This is a genomic window from Pseudolabrys sp. (genome assembly GCF_050250095.1).
Classification (GTDB): Bacteria; Pseudomonadota; Alphaproteobacteria; order Rhizobiales; family Xanthobacteraceae; genus Pseudolabrys.
The window spans coordinates 342,369-357,265 of the sequence record NZ_JBFWPH010000003.1; the positions used below are offsets into that span (position 1 = coordinate 342,369).

Below are 14,897 nucleotides of genomic sequence, written 5' to 3' on the forward strand. Positions count from 1 at the left end.
GACGGCCTTCCGGATTTTAGGACCCGCGCAGCGTCCGGGCGCGGGCAATCAGCTGCTCGATGTGTGGCATGATTCGCGTGACAATGACATCGACGCCCTGGGCGGTCGGATGAATTCCGTCGCCCTGATTCAATTTTGCATCAGCGGCCACGCCGTCGAGAAAGAACGGATAAAGCAGCACGCCATGCTTCTCGGCCAGCGCCGGAAAGATCGCATCGAATGTCTTGGCGTAGTCGGCGCCCATGTTCGGCGGCGCCCGCATGCCGCACAGAAGCACCGCGATTTTCCGTTCTTTCAGGCGGCTCAGGATGGCGTCGATCGCCTTTCGCGTCACCGCCGAATCGATGCCGCGCAGCGCATCGTTGGCGCCGAGTTCGACGATGACGGCGTCGGTGCCGTCCGGGATCGACCAATCGACGCGGGCAAGCCCGCCGGAGGCGGTGTCGCCCGACACGCCCGCATTGGCGACCGTTGCCGCAATCCCTTTCGCCTTCAGCGCCTTTTCGAGCTTCACCGGAAAGGCATCGCCGCCCGGCAGGCCGAAGCCTGCGGTCAGCGAATCTCCCAGCGCGACGATTTTGACCGGGGCGTCGGCTGCCGCCGAAGCGGCGGCGAGTACTGCGAAAACGGCCACCCAAGCAAATGTGAGACGGAAACGCTGGACCTTGGCCACGAATGTCCCATATGAGCGAGGTTGTGAACGGAAAGTCCGCATGAACGACGCCTCCCAGGCCGGACCGGCCATCGCGCTCGCCGGGATCAATCTTTCGCTCGGCCACGGCGCGGCCCGCGTCCACATCCTCAAAGACATAAGCCTGAATATTGGCCGTGGCGAGACCATCGGCCTCGTCGGGCCGTCCGGCTCCGGCAAGTCCACACTGTTGATGGTGATGGCCGGCCTCGAACGCGCCGACAGCGGCAGCATCGCGGTCGCCGGCGAAGACCTCGGCCGGCTCGACGAAGACGCGCTGGCGCGCTTCCGCGGCCGCAATGTCGGCATCGTGTTCCAGTCGTTCCACCTGATCCCGACCATGACGGCACTCGAGAACGTCGCGGTGCCGCTGGAGCTTGCCGGCGCCGACGACGCCGAAGCGCGCGCGACAGACGAACTCGCGGCGGTCGGGCTCGGCGAGCGGTTGCATCATTATCCTGCCGAACTGTCCGGCGGCGAGCAGCAGCGCGTCGCGATTGCCCGCGCGCTGGCGCCGAACCCGGCGATCCTTGTTGCGGACGAACCGACCGGCAATCTCGACGAGGCGACCGGCCGGCAGATCATCGATCTCCTGTTCGCGAGCCACGAACGGCGCGGCGCGACGCTGGTGCTGGTGACGCACGACAACGCGCTCGCCGCGCGCTGCGGGCGCACGGTGCGGCTGCGCTCCGGCCGCATCGACGGACACGCCGGATGACGGCCGCGGCGACGACGCCATGCACCGGAGCCCGGCCACGCGTCGGCCTTTCGTTACGCTTTGCGCTGCGCGAATTGCGCGGCGGTTTGCGGGGTTTCTACGTCTTCATCGCCTGCATCGCGCTCGGCGTCACCGCCATCGCCGGCGTCGGCTCGCTGGCCGGAAGCCTCGCCGACGGGCTTGCCCGCGAAGGCCGCGTCATCCTCGGCGGCGACGTATCCTTCACGCTGATCCATCGCGAGGCCGAACCGGCGGAGCGCAAGTTTTTCGAAAGCATCGGCGCCGTCTCGGAAGACGCCACCATGCGCGCGATGGCGCGCACCGCCGACGGCGGCGCAACGCTTGTCGAGGTGAAAGCCGTCGACAAAGCCTATCCGCTGTTCCGTTCCGTCGTGCTCGATCCGGCGATGCCGCTCGCCGATGCACTGGCGGAGCGCGACGGCGTCTACGGCACCGTCGTCGATCCGACGCTGATCGACCGTTTCGGATTGAAGCCCGGCGACACGCTCACCGTCGGCAACCTGCGCCTTGAGGTGCGCGCGGCGATCACCACCGAGCCCGACAAGCTGTCGATCGGCATCGGCTTCGGTCCGCGGCTGATGGTGAACGAGGACGCGCTGCGCGCGACCGGACTGCTGCAGCCCGGCAGTCTGGTGCGCTGGCATTACCGCGTGCGCTTTGCCGACGACACGGCGAGCGACACGCATCTGAAAAACGTCATCGCCACAGCGCGCGACCAGTTTCCGCAATCGGGCTGGACCATCCGCAGCCGCACCAATGCCTCGCCCCGGCTCGAACAGAACATCACACGCTTCACGCAATTTCTCACCATCGTCGGGCTCACCGCCTTGCTGGTCGGCGGCGTCGGGGTCGGCAATGCGGTGCGCAGCCACCTCGACCGCAAGCGCGAAAGCATCGCGACCTTAAAGGCATTGGGCGCGCCGGGCGGGCGCGTGTTCGCGATCTATCTCATTCAGGTGATCATTCTCGCCCTGATCGGCGGCGTTATCGGCGTCGCCGTCGGCGCGGCGTTTCCATACGCCATCACCGGCCTGTTCAGCGCGATCATCCCGCTGCCGATCGAGCCGAACGTTCATGCGGGCGAGCTGGCGCTGGCGATGCTCTACGGCGTGCTGACCGCGCTTGCATTCGCGCTATGGCCGCTCGGCCGCGCCCATGACGTGCCGGTTGGCGCGCTGTTCCGGGACGGCGTCGCGCCGCAGCCGGCCTGGCCGCGGCGGATTTATATCGTCGTGACCACCCTCGCTGTGGTCGTACTGGCGGTCCTCGCCGTCACGCTCGCCTATGACCGCCGCGTCGCCGTCGTCTATGTCGCGGCGGCGGCGGGTGTCTTCGTGCTGCTGCGGCTGGTCGCCGCCGGCCTGATGTGGATCGCCCGGCGCGTGCCGCGGCCACGCAACACGATGTTGCGCATGGCGGTCGCCAACATCCATCGTCCCGGCGCGCTGACGCCGTCGATCGTGCTGTCGCTCGGCCTCGGCATCGCGCTGCTGGTCACCGTGATCCAGATCGACGGCAACCTGCGCGACCAGTTCAGAGCGGCGCTGCCGGAGAAAGCACCGGCGTTCTTCTTTCTCGATATTCCGGTGGCGCAAAGTGACGAGTTCGATGCCTTCATCAAAAAACATGCCGCATCGGGCACGCTCGAAGGCGTTCCGATGCTGCGCGGCCGTATCGTTTCCGCAAGAGGCATCTCCGCAGAAGCGCTGAAGCCCGCGCCGGATGCGGCCTGGGTACTGCAAAGCGACCGCGGAATTACCTACGCGGCCGAACCGCCGGCCGGCTCCCGCATCACCGATGGACACTGGTGGCCGCCGGACTATGACGGCCCGCCGCTGATCTCGTTCGAGAAGAAGATCGCGGAAGGCCTCGACCTGCGCGTCGGCGATCCGGTGACCGTCAATGTGCTCGGCCGCAACATCACCGCGCGCATCGCCAATCTGCGCGAGGTCGACTGGCAGAATCTCGGCATCAATTTCGTCATGGTGTTTTCGTCGAACACGTTCCGCGGCGCGCCGCACACCCGCATGGCGACGCTGACCTTTCCCGGCGGTGCGAGCGGCGCCCAGGAGGCCGCGGTGCTGCGCGACGTCGCCAATGCCTATCCGATGATCACCACCGTGCGCGTCAAGGACGCGCTCGACGCCATCGCCGGCATCGTCGCCAATCTCATTGTCGCGATCCGCGCCGCAAGCGGCGTGACGCTGCTCGCCGCCGCGCTGGTGCTCGGCGGAGCGCTGGCCGCCGGCCACCGGCACCGCGTTTATGACGCCGTGATCCTCAAGACGCTCGGCGCGACCCGCCGCCGCCTGCTCGGCGCCTATGTCGTCGAATACCTGCTGCTCGGAACGGCGACCGCCGCCTTCGGCGTGCTCAGCGGCACGGCCTCGGCCTATGTGATCATCACCCATCTGATGCATCTCGGCTTTATCTGGCAGCCCGTTCCGGCGATCGCCGCCGCACTCGCCGCGGTTGCGGTGACCGTGCTGCTCGGCCTCGCCGGCACCTTCGCGGCACTGGGACAAAAGCCCGCACCTGTGCTGCGCAATCTGTAAAGCCGGCCGCTTCGGCGCGCATGCCCCGGATTCCTGAGGAATCCGGCGTTTACGCGCATTAACGTTTGGCAATCCTGCCACTGTCTTCACGCAGCCACATCTGGCGCGGAACCTGAACTGCCACTAGATTCCTGTCGACCGCGGACGGCATGGCGCCGGCCGCGCAACGGAAAGCCCCGGCATCGGCCGGGTTTCAGAGAGGGAACTTCGATGTCGGATTTCGACCGGAACATTGCTGCCCGCGGCGGCTTTGGCGCCGACCGGGCTGTCGCGATCGACGCAGGCCTGCGCGCCTACATGATCCGCGTCTACAACCTGATGGCCGGCGGCGTTGCCTTTACGGGTATCGTCGCGTGGCTCGCCTTTAACCTCGGAACGACGGCCGGCGCCGGCGGCGGGCTGGTCCTGACCCCGATCGGGCAGATGCTGTTCACCGGCTATATGCCGATCGTGCTGATGCTCGCGACGCTGGGCCTGGTGTTCTTCCTCAGCTTCCGCATCCAGACGCTGCAGCCGACGACGGCATTCACGCTGTTCTCGGTTTACGCGGCGCTGATGGGCCTCGCGCTCGGCTCGCTGTTCGTCGCCTATACCGGCACGTCGATCGCCCGCGTGTTCTTCATCACCGGCGCGACCTTCGGCGCGATGAGCCTGTACGGCTACACCACGCAGCGGGATCTGTCCGGCTTCGGCTCGTTCCTGTTCATGGGCCTGATCGGCATCGTGATCGCGAGCCTGGTCAACATCTTCCTCGGCAGCTCGATGCTGCAGTTCATCATCTCCGTCGTCGGCGTGCTGGTGTTCGTCGGCCTCACCGCCTACGACACCCAGCAGATCAAGGAAATGTACGACGTCAACGACGACGGCACGGTGGCGGGCCGGAAGGCGGTCATGGGCGCGCTGCGCCTCTACCTCGACTTCCTGAACCTGTTCATCATGCTGCTGCAGCTGTTCGGCGACCGCCGCTAGAGTTGTAGGGTCATGATCTTGTCCGAAAACCGGTTCCCACTTTTCGGGATCATGCCCTGAACGCAGCACGGACAGTCCAAAATATCAGCGCCCCGGCCCTGTGCCGGGGCGTTTTGTTTTTGCTAGGGTCTGATTCAACCAAGTTGAATCCGACCCGTCGCTTGTCTTTTCGTGAGGGCATGATCTTGTCCGAAAACCGGTTCCCACTTTTCGGGATCATGCCCTAGCATGACGGACGCCATGACCATCCGCCCTGCCGCGCTCACCGACATTCCCGCCATCACCCGCATCTACGGCCATGCGGTGACCCACGGCACCGCCTCGTTCGAACTTGAGGCGCCGACCGAGGCGGACATGCGCAAGCGCATGGAAACGCTGCTGGCCGGCCGCTTCCCCTACCTCGTCGCGGAAATCGACGGCGCGGTCGCCGGCTATGCCTATGCCGGTCCCTACCGGGCGCGGCCGGCCTACCGCTTCACCGTCGAGAATTCGATCTATGTCGCTCCCGAGATGCAACGCCGCGGCGTCGGCCGCGTGCTGCTGCAGGCGCTGATCGAGGCGAGCACGGCGCGCGGCTTCCGGCTGATGATCGCGGTGATCGGCGATTCCGCGCAGGCGGCCTCGATCGGCGTGCACAAGGCGCTCGGCTTTCAGGACGCCGGCGTGTTCAGGAATGTCGGCTACAAGTTCGGCCGCTGGCTCGACACCGTGCACATGCAACTGCCGCTCGGCGACGGACCCACTACGCCGCCGCGAGACTAAGCTCAGTTCACCACCGACAGCGACTTGTCGAGCACGCGCAGCACGCGGTCCAATTCGTGGCCGCGCCGCATGATGTGGCCGGTCGCCGAGATCACGCTGTAGGCACCCTGCTTGCGCGCAAGCTGCGGATCCTTCTCGATCCGGTACAGCGGCACTTCCGAAGCGCGGCGGAATACGGAAAATACCGCGCGATCTTTCAGAAAATCGATGGCGTAGTCGCGCCATTCGCCGGCAGCGACCATGCGGCCATAGAGCCCAAGGATGCGGTTCAATTCGCGGCGGCTGAACGTCACCTGATTGAGGGAGGCGGGCAAAACGCGGTGCGCAACCGCGCCGCCCGACGACTGACTGGGGTCGATTTCGCCGGAACCGAACGACATGCGGCGCCTCCTGCAAAATTCCGGGCTCAACAGCCCGAAACGGTGTCACATCCCCTTCATGATCGCGCCGGCAGGGACCGGCGGCAAGTGGCGATTTTCACGCACCTATTTCGCCGCGCCTGGCCGTGAACGAGAAAATTTGCCGCAATATCAGGCAGACAGCGCTCACGACACCGTTAGAAAAATCATAATGCCGCCCAAATTCGGTCAAGCCGCGGTCACCCTGCTTTGGGAAAAGATGATCGTTGCCTCAAGGCCCGGACCGCCGATGTCCGGATTCCTCAGCCCCCCAGCCCCCCGGGCATGGCGGGCCGGGCCGGTAGGCCAGAGTTCAGCGTACGGTTCAATCCCCAAAACTTTTCGAGCCGGCTCATCGCCGGCTCTTTTTCTTTTTGGGGACGGGATTTGGATTTCGCGATCAGCGAATCGAGGCGAGCGCCGCGCCGATCATCAGCCCCGGCTTCGAAGCGACGCCGTTCTGCACGACGACCGCGAGCCGGTCGACGTCTGCGCCGTCGACATTCGGCACCGGCACGGTGAAGGTCTCCGCCTTGCCGGAATAATCGCCGAGCTTCGTCCAGCCACGCACGACGTTGTAGTAGGTCAGGCTGCGGCCGTTGTTTTCGCCGCGCTCGATCGGAACGGAAATTTTTCCGGTCACCGGGCAAAGCCAGACTTCGCCATGCGCCGCCTCGCCGCTCGCGGCGACCTTGACGGTCGCCTTGCCGTCGGCGATCGCCAGCGTCACCGGAACGGTGAGCGGATGATTGCGGTCGCGCGTCGTGGCGATGGCGTGTTCGATCGCGCTCTTGTCGCTGCCGAGCACATGGATGACGCCGTTGATCACCGCCTGCGGCGTGTAGACCTCGCGGTCGCCTCGCGCGCGCGAATAGGCCTTCTGGCGCACGGCGTGGCCGTGCAGCGCCAGCGTGTCCTTCCAGCCGATGTAATCCCAGTAGTCGACGTTGAGGCTGAGCGCGACGATCGACGGATCGTTCGACAGATCGCCGAGCACGGCGTCCGCCTTCGGGCAGGACGAGCAGCCCTGGCTGGTGAACAACTCGATCACCGCGCGCGGCTCGCCGGCCGGTGACGGCGTCGACGTCACGAGCATCGCCGCGACAAGCGCGGCGGGGGCGACAAGCTGCCGAAATCCGAAGCGGCGGGTCATCGTTGCGGTCCCGGAATCCCGTTGCATTTGCCGGATTTCAATAGACGCAAGACCAATCACCCGCCACTCACTTCGCAGTGAGCGGTATCGCGGTGCGTGACGTTGCCGTCACGCCGCGAGATGACGCAGCACATACTGCAGGATGCCGCCGTTCTTGAAGTATTCCAGCTCGTCCAGCGTGTCGATCCGGCAGATCAGCGGCACGCGCTTCACGTCGCCGCTGGCCATCGTGATCTCCGCCGTCAGCTTCTGCTGCGGCCGCAGGCCGCTTTCGAGGCCGTGGATGGTCACCTTCTCGTCGCCCTTGAGGCCGAGCGACTGCCAGGAAGTGCCCTCTTCGAACACCAGCGGCATGACGCCCATGCCGACGAGGTTGGAGCGATGGATGCGCTCGAACGACTGGGTGATGACGGCGCGGACGCCGAGCAGAACGGTGCCCTTGGCCGCCCAGTCGCGCGAGGAGCCGGTGCCGTATTCCTTGCCGGCGAAGATGACGAGCGGAACGTTGTCGGCGCGATAGCGCATCGCCGCGTCGTAGATCGGCATCCGCTCGTTCGAGGGATAGTGAACGGTGAAGCCGCCTTCGACGCCCGGCACCATCTGGTTCTTGATGCGGATGTTGGCGAAGGTGCCGCGCATCATCACCTGGTGATTGCCGCGCCGCGTGCCGTACTGGTTGAAGTCGATCGGCCGCACCTGATGGTCGCGCAGATACTGACCGGCAGGGCTTGCTTCCTTGATCGAGCCGGCCGGCGAGATGTGGTCGGTGGTGATCGAATCGAGGAACAGGCCGAGCACGCGCGCACCGACGATGTCGTCGACCGGCACTTCGCGCTTCTGCATGCCTTCGAAGTAAGGCGGGTTCTGCACATAGGTCGAGCGGTCGTCCCAGCCGAACGTCAGACCGCCCTTGACCGCGATCTTGCGCCAGTTGGCGTCGCCCTTGAAGACATTGCCGTACTTCTTGAGGAACATGTTGCGCGTGATCGTCTTGCGGATCACCGCTGCGATTTCCTTGTTGGTCGGCCAGATATCTTTCAGGAAGACCTTCTTGCCCTTCTTGTCGACGCCGATCGGCTCCTTCGCGAGATCGATCTGCATCGAGCCGGCGATCGCATAGGCGACGACGAGCGGCGGCGACGCCAGATAGTTGGCGCGCACGTCCGGATTGACGCGGCCTTCGAAGTTACGATTGCCCGACAGTACCGCGGCGGCGACCAGATCGTTGTCGTTGATCGCCTGCGAAATTTCCGGCGCCAGCGGGCCTGAATTGCCGATGCAGGTGGTGCAGCCGAAGCCGACGAGATTAAAGCCGAGCTTGTCGAGTTCCTTCTGCAGCCCCGACTTGGCGAGATATTCCGCCACCACCTGCGAGCCGGGCGCGAGCGAAGTCTTCACCCACGGCTTCGCGGTCAGCCCGCGCGCGGCGGCCTTCTTGGCGAGGATGCCGGCGCCGACCATCACGCTCGGGTTCGAGGTGTTGGTGCAGGAGGTGATCGCGGCGATCACGACGTCGCCGTTGCCGATGTCGTGCTTGCGGCCTTCGACCTTGACGCGCTTGGCGAGCTCGTCGGCCTTCCTGAACTCCTTGTCCATCGAGTTGATGAAGCCGGCCTTGACGTCCTTGAGGCCGATCCGGTCCTGCGGACGCTTCGGGCCGGACAGCGAGGGCTCGACCTTGCCGAGATCCAGCGTCAGCACGTCGGTGAATTTCGGGTCCGGCGTCGATTTGGTGCGGAACATGCCCTGCGCCTTGGCATAGGCGCCGACCAGCTTGATGAGGTCGGTCGGGCGGCCGGTGTCCTTCAGATAGCGCAGCGTGTCGTCGTCGATCGGCGAGAAGCCGCAGGTCGCGCCGTATTCCGGCGCCATGTTGCCGATGGTGGCGCGGTCGGCGATCGACAGCGCGACAAGGCCGGGGCCGAAGAACTCGACGAACTTGCCGACCACTCCGCGCTTGCGCAGCATTTCGGTGACGGTGAGGACGAGGTCGGTCGCGGTGACGCCTTCCTTCATCTTGCCGGTCAGCTTGAAGCCGATCACTTCCGGCAGCAGCATCGACATCGGCTGGCCGAGCATCGCGGCTTCCGCCTCGATGCCGCCGACGCCCCAGCCGAGCACCGAGAGGCCGTTGACCATGGTGGTGTGCGAGTCGGTGCCGACCAGCGTGTCGGGATAGGCGACGTCCATCTTCACCGGCTTGCCGGGCGCCTTGCTCTTGCCCTTTGGCGCGAGAACGACGGTGTCCTTCTTGCTCCACACCGTGCGCGACAGATATTCGAGATTGACCTGGTGGCAGATGCCGGTGCCGGGCGGCACCACGCTGAAATTGTCGAACGAGTTCTGCGCCCACTTCAGGAACTTGTAGCGTTCCTGGTTCTGCCGGTATTCCTCATCGACGTTCTTCTTGAACGCCGAGGCGGTGCCGGCGAACATCACGTTGACCGAGTGATCGACGACGAGATCGACCGGCACCAGCGGGTTGATCTTCTTCGGATCGCCGCCGAGCATTTCCATCGCGTCGCGCATCGCGGCGAGATCGACCACCGCGGGGACGCCGGTGAAGTCCTGCATCAGCACGCGCGCCGGACGGAACGCGATCTCGTGCGGCGAGCTGCGCGTCTTGAGCCAGGTCGCGATCGCCTGGATGTCTTCCTTCTTGACCGTGCGGCCGTCCTCGTTGCGCAGGAGATTTTCCAGGAGCACCTTCATCGAGAACGGCAGGCGCGAAATGCCCTTGAGGCCATTCTTCTCCGCGATCGGCAGGCTGTAATAGGCGTAGCTCTTGCCGCCGACTTTCAGGGTGGTGCAGCAACGAAAACTGTCGAGTGACGTCATTGTGGTGGTTCCATTGGCGTCCGGGGATTTGCGTGACCGCCTGCTAAACCGCTATGAAACAACCGGTTTTACGCATGGCCAGCCGCGTTGTGGAACCCGGGGCAGTGTTTCCACATTAGCGGGCTTATAAAGTTTTTTCGGTCTCCGCGCCATATCGCCAAAGCTCGGGGACGGCAAGTGGCGGCGACAAGAGACGGCCGGACAGGGCATCGCTGGAATGCAGCTTCAGGCGGAAAATATGTCCTGCGTCCGGGGCGGCCGCGAAGTCTTTGGGGCCTTAAGCTTTTCCGTCGCCTCCGGCGAGGCTTTGGTCGTCACCGGGCATAACGGCGCCGGAAAGTCCTCACTTCTGCGCGCGATTGCCGGGCTGGTACGGCTGACGGCAGGCAGCCTCTCCCTGCATGGCGGCGATGCCGAGATGAGCGTCGGCGAGCAGGCGCACTATGTCGGCCATCTCGACGCCCTGAAGCCCGGACTTTCGGTGCTGGAAAATCTCCGGTTCTGGACCTCTTATTTCGGTGGTGGCGACGCCGACGCGGCGCTGGAGGCTATCGAACTGTCGCCGCTCGCCGCGCTGCCCGCCGCCTATCTCTCCGCCGGCCAGCGCCGCCGGCTGTCGCTCGCCCGCCTCGTCGCGGTGCCGCGCCCGCTGTGGCTGCTCGACGAACCGACCACGGCGCTCGACGCCGATGCGCAGGCGCGGCTTAGCCGTCTGATGCGCGGGCACCTTACCGGCGGCGGCATCATCGTCGCGGCAACGCATGGCGATGTCGGTCTTGCCGGCGCACGCGAACTGAGGCTCGGCGCGGCATGAGTCCCCTGATCGCACTTTTAATCCGCGACATGCGGCTTGCCACCCGCGCCGGCGGCGGCGCGCCGATGGGCGCCTTTTTCTTTCTCATCCTCGTCACGCTAGTGCCGTTCGCGCTCGGTCCCGACCTCGCGCTGCTCGCGCGGATCGGTCCCGCCATCCTCTGGCTCGGCGCATTGCTCGCGAGCCTGCTCGCGCTCGACCGGCTCTTTGTCACCGACTACGAGGACGGCTCGCTCGATCTGCTGATGACCGGCCGCATGCCGCTCGAACTCGTCGTCGCAGCGAAGGCACTCGCACACTGGCTCACCACCGGCTTGCCACTCGTCGTCATCGCGCCACTGCTCGGCCTCATGCTCAACATCGAAATGCAGGCGATGGGCGCCGTCGCGCTGACGCTGCTCGCCGGCACGCCGGCACTGACCTTCATCGGCCTGATCGGCGCGGCGCTGTCGGTCGCGCTGCGCCGTGGCGGGCTGCTGCTTGCCGTACTGGTGCTGCCGCTCACGATCCCTGTGCTGATCTTCGGTGTCTCGGCGGCGAACGCGGCAATCGTCGGGCCGGTGCCGTTCGGCGCGCCCTTCACTATTCTCTGCGCGCTGTCGCTCGCCAGTCTCGTGGTCGGGCCAGTCGCGGCGGCGGCGGCATTGCGTCACGGCCTCGAATAAATCGCGCGGGAGTGATGGAGCATGATGGAATGAAGGCCGCCCTAGTCTGTTTGCATTCCAGAGCGATTGTCCGCGGACAGCGAAAAGCCTAAAAGAACCGATATGGCCGTCATCGACCTTGCCAATCCGACGCGCTTCCTCGCGCTGGTACAGCGCGTGCTGCCGTGGCTTGCCGCGCTGACCGTGATCGCCTTCGTCGCCGGCATTTATATGGCGGCCAATGCGCCGGACGATTACCAGCAGGGCGCCACCGTCAAGATCATGTTCCTGCACGTTCCCGCCGCCTGGCTCGCGATGCTCGGCTGGTCGGTGATGAGCGTCGCCGCGCTCGGCACGCTGGTGTGGCGACACCCGCTCGCCGACGTCGCCGCCAAGGCCGCCGCGCCGATCGGCGGCGCGCTGACGCTCTTGTGCCTCGTCACCGGCTCGCTGTGGGGCCGGCCGATGTGGGGCACCTACTGGGTGTGGGACGCGCGACTGACCTCCGTGCTCGTGCTCTTCATCATGTATCTCGGCGTCATCGCGATCTACTGGACCGCGGAAGATCCCGGCCGCGGCGCGCGCGCCGCCGCGATCCTGACGCTGGTCGGCGCCGTCAACATCCCGATCATCAAGTTTTCGGTCGACTGGTGGAACACGCTGCATCAGCCGGCCTCGGTGATCCGGCTCGGCGGCTCGGCCATCGACCCCAGCATTCTCTATCCACTGCTGGTGATGGCGCTCGCCTTCACGCTGCTGTTCTTCACGCTACATCTCGCCGCCATGCGCAACGAGATCCTGCGCCGCCGCGCGCGCGCGATGATGATGACGCGGGCACAAACACTCGCCACCGGTGCGCGCGCATGATCGTGCTCGGCATGAACCTCGGCGCGCATGCGGGCTTCATCATCGCCGCCTATGCGGCCGGCATCGTCGTCGTCGCGGGGCTGATCGCCTGGGTTGTCGCAGATTACGCCGCGCAGAAGCGGCTGCTCGGCGAACTCGAGAGGCAGGGCGTCACCCGGCGCTCGCAGAAGAAACAATGAACGATACCGGGCAAAGCGCGCGCAAAGGCGGCGCACTGCGCACGGCGCTGTTGCTGCTGCCGCTCGCGGTGTTCCTCGCGCTGGCCGCCGTATTCCTGATGCGGATCGGCGGCGACCATTCGCGCGTTCCGTCCGCGCTGATCGGCTCGCCGGCGCCGAAGACCGACCTGCCGCCGCTCGAGGGGCTGACGCGCGAGGGCGCACCGGTGCCCGGCCTGACCAATGCGACCTTCGCCGGCAAGGTGACGCTGGTGAATGTCTGGGCCTCGTGGTGCGTGCCCTGTCACGAGGAAATCCCGTTCCTCGCGCAGCTTGCCAGGGACAGCCGCATCCAACTCGCCGGCATCAACTACAAGGACAAGCCGGAGAACGCGCGGCGTTTCCTCAACCGCTACGGCAACCCGTTCGTCGCCACCGGCGCCGACCCGAACGGCCGCACCGCGATCGACTGGGGCGTTTACGGCGTGCCGGAGTCCTTCGTGATCGGCCGCGACGGCCGCATCGCCTACAAGCTGATCGGCCCGATCAACGCCGCCAATTTCGACACCGTGCTAGAGCCGGAACTCGAAAAGGCGCTGCGGCGATAATAAAGAGCGCGCGCGACGGCGCGCTCCGCCGCCTGCCCATAAAGGGTCTTTTAATCACTGTGGCGCAGTCTCGTCCCGCACGGCGTCGGGCCCACGAGCGCGCCTGATCGTCTCACTTTTTCCTGTCGTGGCGTTCAAAGGTTTTCCGGCCATGCGTTCCGGTCCGCTCGCAGATCACGGTCTCGCGCATGCGGCCCGCGTGAGCCCGGTTTCGATCTCGGCGACGCTGCCGATCTTTGTTCTCATCATCACCGGCATTCTCGCCTCGCTCGCCACCGGCTTCACGCTGCAATCCTTGCCGAACATCCTGCTCGTCGTCATCGGCGTGCTCGTGCTCGACGTGCTGATCCAGTTTGCACGGCCGAACAAAGTCTCGTTCCGCGCGCTGACTTTTCTCTACGGGTTTCTGTATCTCGTCACCGCCTGCGTCTGCGGCGTGCTCGCAGCCTATGCAATGCAGCGCGCGGGCTTTCCGCTGCGCGATCACATGCTCAACACCATCGACCGGGCGCTCGGCTTCGACTGGCCGGCCTATGCGCACTGGGTCGACCGGCATCCGCTGGTACAGTCGCTGCTTTACCCCGCCTATCACAGCATCTCTTTGCAGATCGCGTTGCCGGTTCTGGTGCTGGCCGCGGCGGGGCGGCTCGACGAGCTGCGGCTCTACCTGCTCGCCTTCGCCATCGCCTTCGTCACGACGATCTTCATTTCCGCGACCATGCCGGCGGTCGGGCCGATCATGTTCGCCGACCGCAACGCCTTCGACATCCTGCGCTTTACCGGCGCTACTCCGGTGGAGCATCTCAATCAGTTGAGAGCGTCGGGCCCGCTGGTGATGACGGAATTTCCCGGCGGCATCGCGACCTTCCCGTCGTTCCATTCGACGGTCGCGGTGCTGACGCCGCTGGCGCTGCGCCGGCATCGCTTGATCTTCGCTGCACTACTGTTGCTGAACGCCGCGATGCTCGCCGGCACGTTGACGGAAGGCGCGCATTACCTGATCGACGTGATCGCCGGCTGCGCAATGGCAGCGTTCGGCTTCATGCTGGCGCGGCCGGTCATCCGCCTCGAAGACCGCCTGATGCAGCGCCGCGCCCAGCCGGCGCGAGATCTGACGCCGGCTACGGCCTAACGCTTCTCCGGCGGCCGGTATTTCGTCAGCAACGGGTATTGCAGCGCGCCGAAAACAAGCGTGAGCGGCACCGCGCCGAACAGCTTGAAGCTGACCCAGAAGTCGGTGGTCTGCGTGCGCCAGACGATTTCATTGAGCACCGCCATGACGAGAAAGAACAGCGCCCAGCGCAGCGTCAGCTTGGCCCAGCCTTCCTCGGTCAGTTCGAACACCTGCTCGAACACATAGCCGAGCAGCGGCTTTCCCATCCAGAGCCCGCCGATCAGGATCGCGCCGAACAGCGCATAGATGATGGTGGGCTTCATCTTGATGAAGGTTTCGTCGTGCAACGCGAGCGTCAGCCCGCCGAACACCACGACGACGATGGCGGTCACGATCGGCATCACCGCGAGATGACGGGTCAGCGCGTAGCTCACCGCCAGCGCGAGCAGGATCGCGATCATGAAGGCCGCGGTGGCGTTGAAGATGCCGAAGCGCGAATTGGCCCAGAAGAACAGCACCAGCGGCCCGAGATCGAGCACGAGCTTGAGCCACGGATTGAGCTGCTTCTTGTCGTCGTTCGCCACCGG

At 65.5% G+C, this 14,897-nt stretch carries 15 protein-coding genes; 10 read left to right on the forward strand and 5 right to left on the reverse strand.

The features are described 5' to 3' along the window. Positions 1 to 16: 16 nt before the first annotated feature. A complete protein-coding gene (locus tag AB7F10_RS11090; protein WP_428560769.1) occupies positions 17 to 745 on the reverse strand; it encodes an arylesterase in 729 nt (242 codons plus the stop codon). Between AB7F10_RS11090 and AB7F10_RS11095 the strand changes: the two genes are divergently transcribed. The 4 genes from AB7F10_RS11095 (at position 714) to AB7F10_RS11110 (ending at position 5,716) form a co-directional block, all read left to right on the forward strand. Further along, the gene (locus AB7F10_RS11095) at positions 714 to 1,409 is read left to right on the forward strand and encodes an ABC transporter ATP-binding protein (RefSeq protein WP_428560771.1); all 696 of its coding nucleotides are present in this window, start codon (positions 714 to 716) and stop codon (positions 1,407 to 1,409) included. The genes AB7F10_RS11090 and AB7F10_RS11095 overlap by 32 nt on opposite strands. After that, positions 1,406 to 3,985: an ABC transporter permease gene (locus AB7F10_RS11100; protein WP_428560773.1), complete on the forward strand. Its 2,580-nt coding sequence runs from the start codon at positions 1,406 to 1,408 to the stop codon at positions 3,983 to 3,985. The genes AB7F10_RS11095 and AB7F10_RS11100 overlap by 4 nt, the downstream gene beginning before the upstream one ends. Before the next feature lie 210 nt (positions 3,986 to 4,195). Next, on the forward strand, positions 4,196 to 4,954 hold the full coding sequence (locus AB7F10_RS11105) for a Bax inhibitor-1/YccA family protein (protein WP_428560775.1): 759 nt from the start codon (positions 4,196 to 4,198) through the stop codon (positions 4,952 to 4,954). A 228-nt stretch (positions 4,955 to 5,182) separates the two neighbouring features. Then, positions 5,183 to 5,716 (forward strand): N-acetyltransferase family protein, encoded by a 534-nt coding sequence (locus tag AB7F10_RS11110; protein WP_428560777.1) that lies wholly within the window; start codon positions 5,183 to 5,185, stop codon positions 5,714 to 5,716. 2 nt (positions 5,717 to 5,718) lie between these two features. Here the strand turns inward: AB7F10_RS11110 and AB7F10_RS11115 are convergent, their stop codons facing one another. The 3 genes from AB7F10_RS11115 to acnA all read right to left on the reverse strand — a co-directional run bounded on the left by AB7F10_RS11115 (position 5,719) and on the right by acnA (position 10,105). After that, the gene (locus tag AB7F10_RS11115) at positions 5,719 to 6,096 is read right to left on the reverse strand and encodes a DUF2794 domain-containing protein (RefSeq protein ID WP_428560779.1); all 378 of its coding nucleotides are present in this window, start codon (positions 6,094 to 6,096) and stop codon (positions 5,719 to 5,721) included. A gap of 418 nt (positions 6,097 to 6,514) precedes the next feature. After that, a complete protein-coding gene (locus AB7F10_RS11120; protein WP_428560781.1) occupies positions 6,515 to 7,267 on the reverse strand; it encodes a DUF1223 domain-containing protein in 753 nt (250 codons plus the stop codon). A 108-nt stretch (positions 7,268 to 7,375) separates the two neighbouring features. Next, positions 7,376 to 10,105 carry an aconitate hydratase AcnA gene (acnA, locus tag AB7F10_RS11125; protein ID WP_428560783.1) on the reverse strand — a complete coding sequence of 910 codons (2,730 nt, stop codon included), beginning with the start codon at positions 10,103 to 10,105 and terminating at the stop codon, positions 7,376 to 7,378. A gap of 217 nt (positions 10,106 to 10,322) precedes the next feature. On the opposite strand from acnA, the gene ccmA reads away from it, so the two are divergent. The 6 genes from ccmA to AB7F10_RS11155 all read left to right on the forward strand — a co-directional run bounded on the left by ccmA (position 10,323) and on the right by AB7F10_RS11155 (position 14,328). Next, positions 10,323 to 10,919, forward strand: a complete 597-nt coding sequence (ccmA, locus tag AB7F10_RS11130; RefSeq protein WP_428560785.1) for a heme ABC exporter ATP-binding protein CcmA — start codon at positions 10,323 to 10,325, stop codon at positions 10,917 to 10,919. Continuing rightward, a complete protein-coding gene (ccmB, locus tag AB7F10_RS11135) occupies positions 10,916 to 11,584 on the forward strand; it encodes a heme exporter protein CcmB (RefSeq protein WP_428560787.1) in 669 nt (222 codons plus the stop codon). The genes ccmA and ccmB overlap by 4 nt, the downstream gene beginning before the upstream one ends. Before the next feature lie 102 nt (positions 11,585 to 11,686). Further along, complete coding sequence (locus AB7F10_RS11140) at positions 11,687 to 12,430, forward strand: heme ABC transporter permease (protein WP_428560789.1); 744 nt, start codon at positions 11,687 to 11,689, stop codon at positions 12,428 to 12,430. Then, the gene (gene ccmD / locus AB7F10_RS11145) at positions 12,427 to 12,609 is read left to right on the forward strand and encodes a heme exporter protein CcmD (RefSeq protein WP_428560791.1); all 183 of its coding nucleotides are present in this window, start codon (positions 12,427 to 12,429) and stop codon (positions 12,607 to 12,609) included. Before AB7F10_RS11140 ends, ccmD begins: the two co-directional genes overlap by 4 nt. Beyond that, the gene (locus AB7F10_RS11150) at positions 12,606 to 13,196 is read left to right on the forward strand and encodes a DsbE family thiol:disulfide interchange protein (protein WP_428560793.1); all 591 of its coding nucleotides are present in this window, start codon (positions 12,606 to 12,608) and stop codon (positions 13,194 to 13,196) included. Before ccmD ends, AB7F10_RS11150 begins: the two co-directional genes overlap by 4 nt. Before the next feature lie 151 nt (positions 13,197 to 13,347). Continuing rightward, the gene (locus AB7F10_RS11155) at positions 13,348 to 14,328 is read left to right on the forward strand and encodes a phosphatase PAP2 family protein (RefSeq protein WP_428560795.1); all 981 of its coding nucleotides are present in this window, start codon (positions 13,348 to 13,350) and stop codon (positions 14,326 to 14,328) included. Here AB7F10_RS11155 and AB7F10_RS11160 read toward each other — a convergent pair. Further along, entirely contained in the window at positions 14,325 to 14,894 is a 570-nt protein-coding gene (locus AB7F10_RS11160) for a septation protein A (protein WP_428560797.1), read from the reverse strand. The two genes, AB7F10_RS11155 and AB7F10_RS11160, sit on opposite strands and share 4 nt — an antisense overlap. Positions 14,895 to 14,897 lie beyond the last annotated feature (3 nt).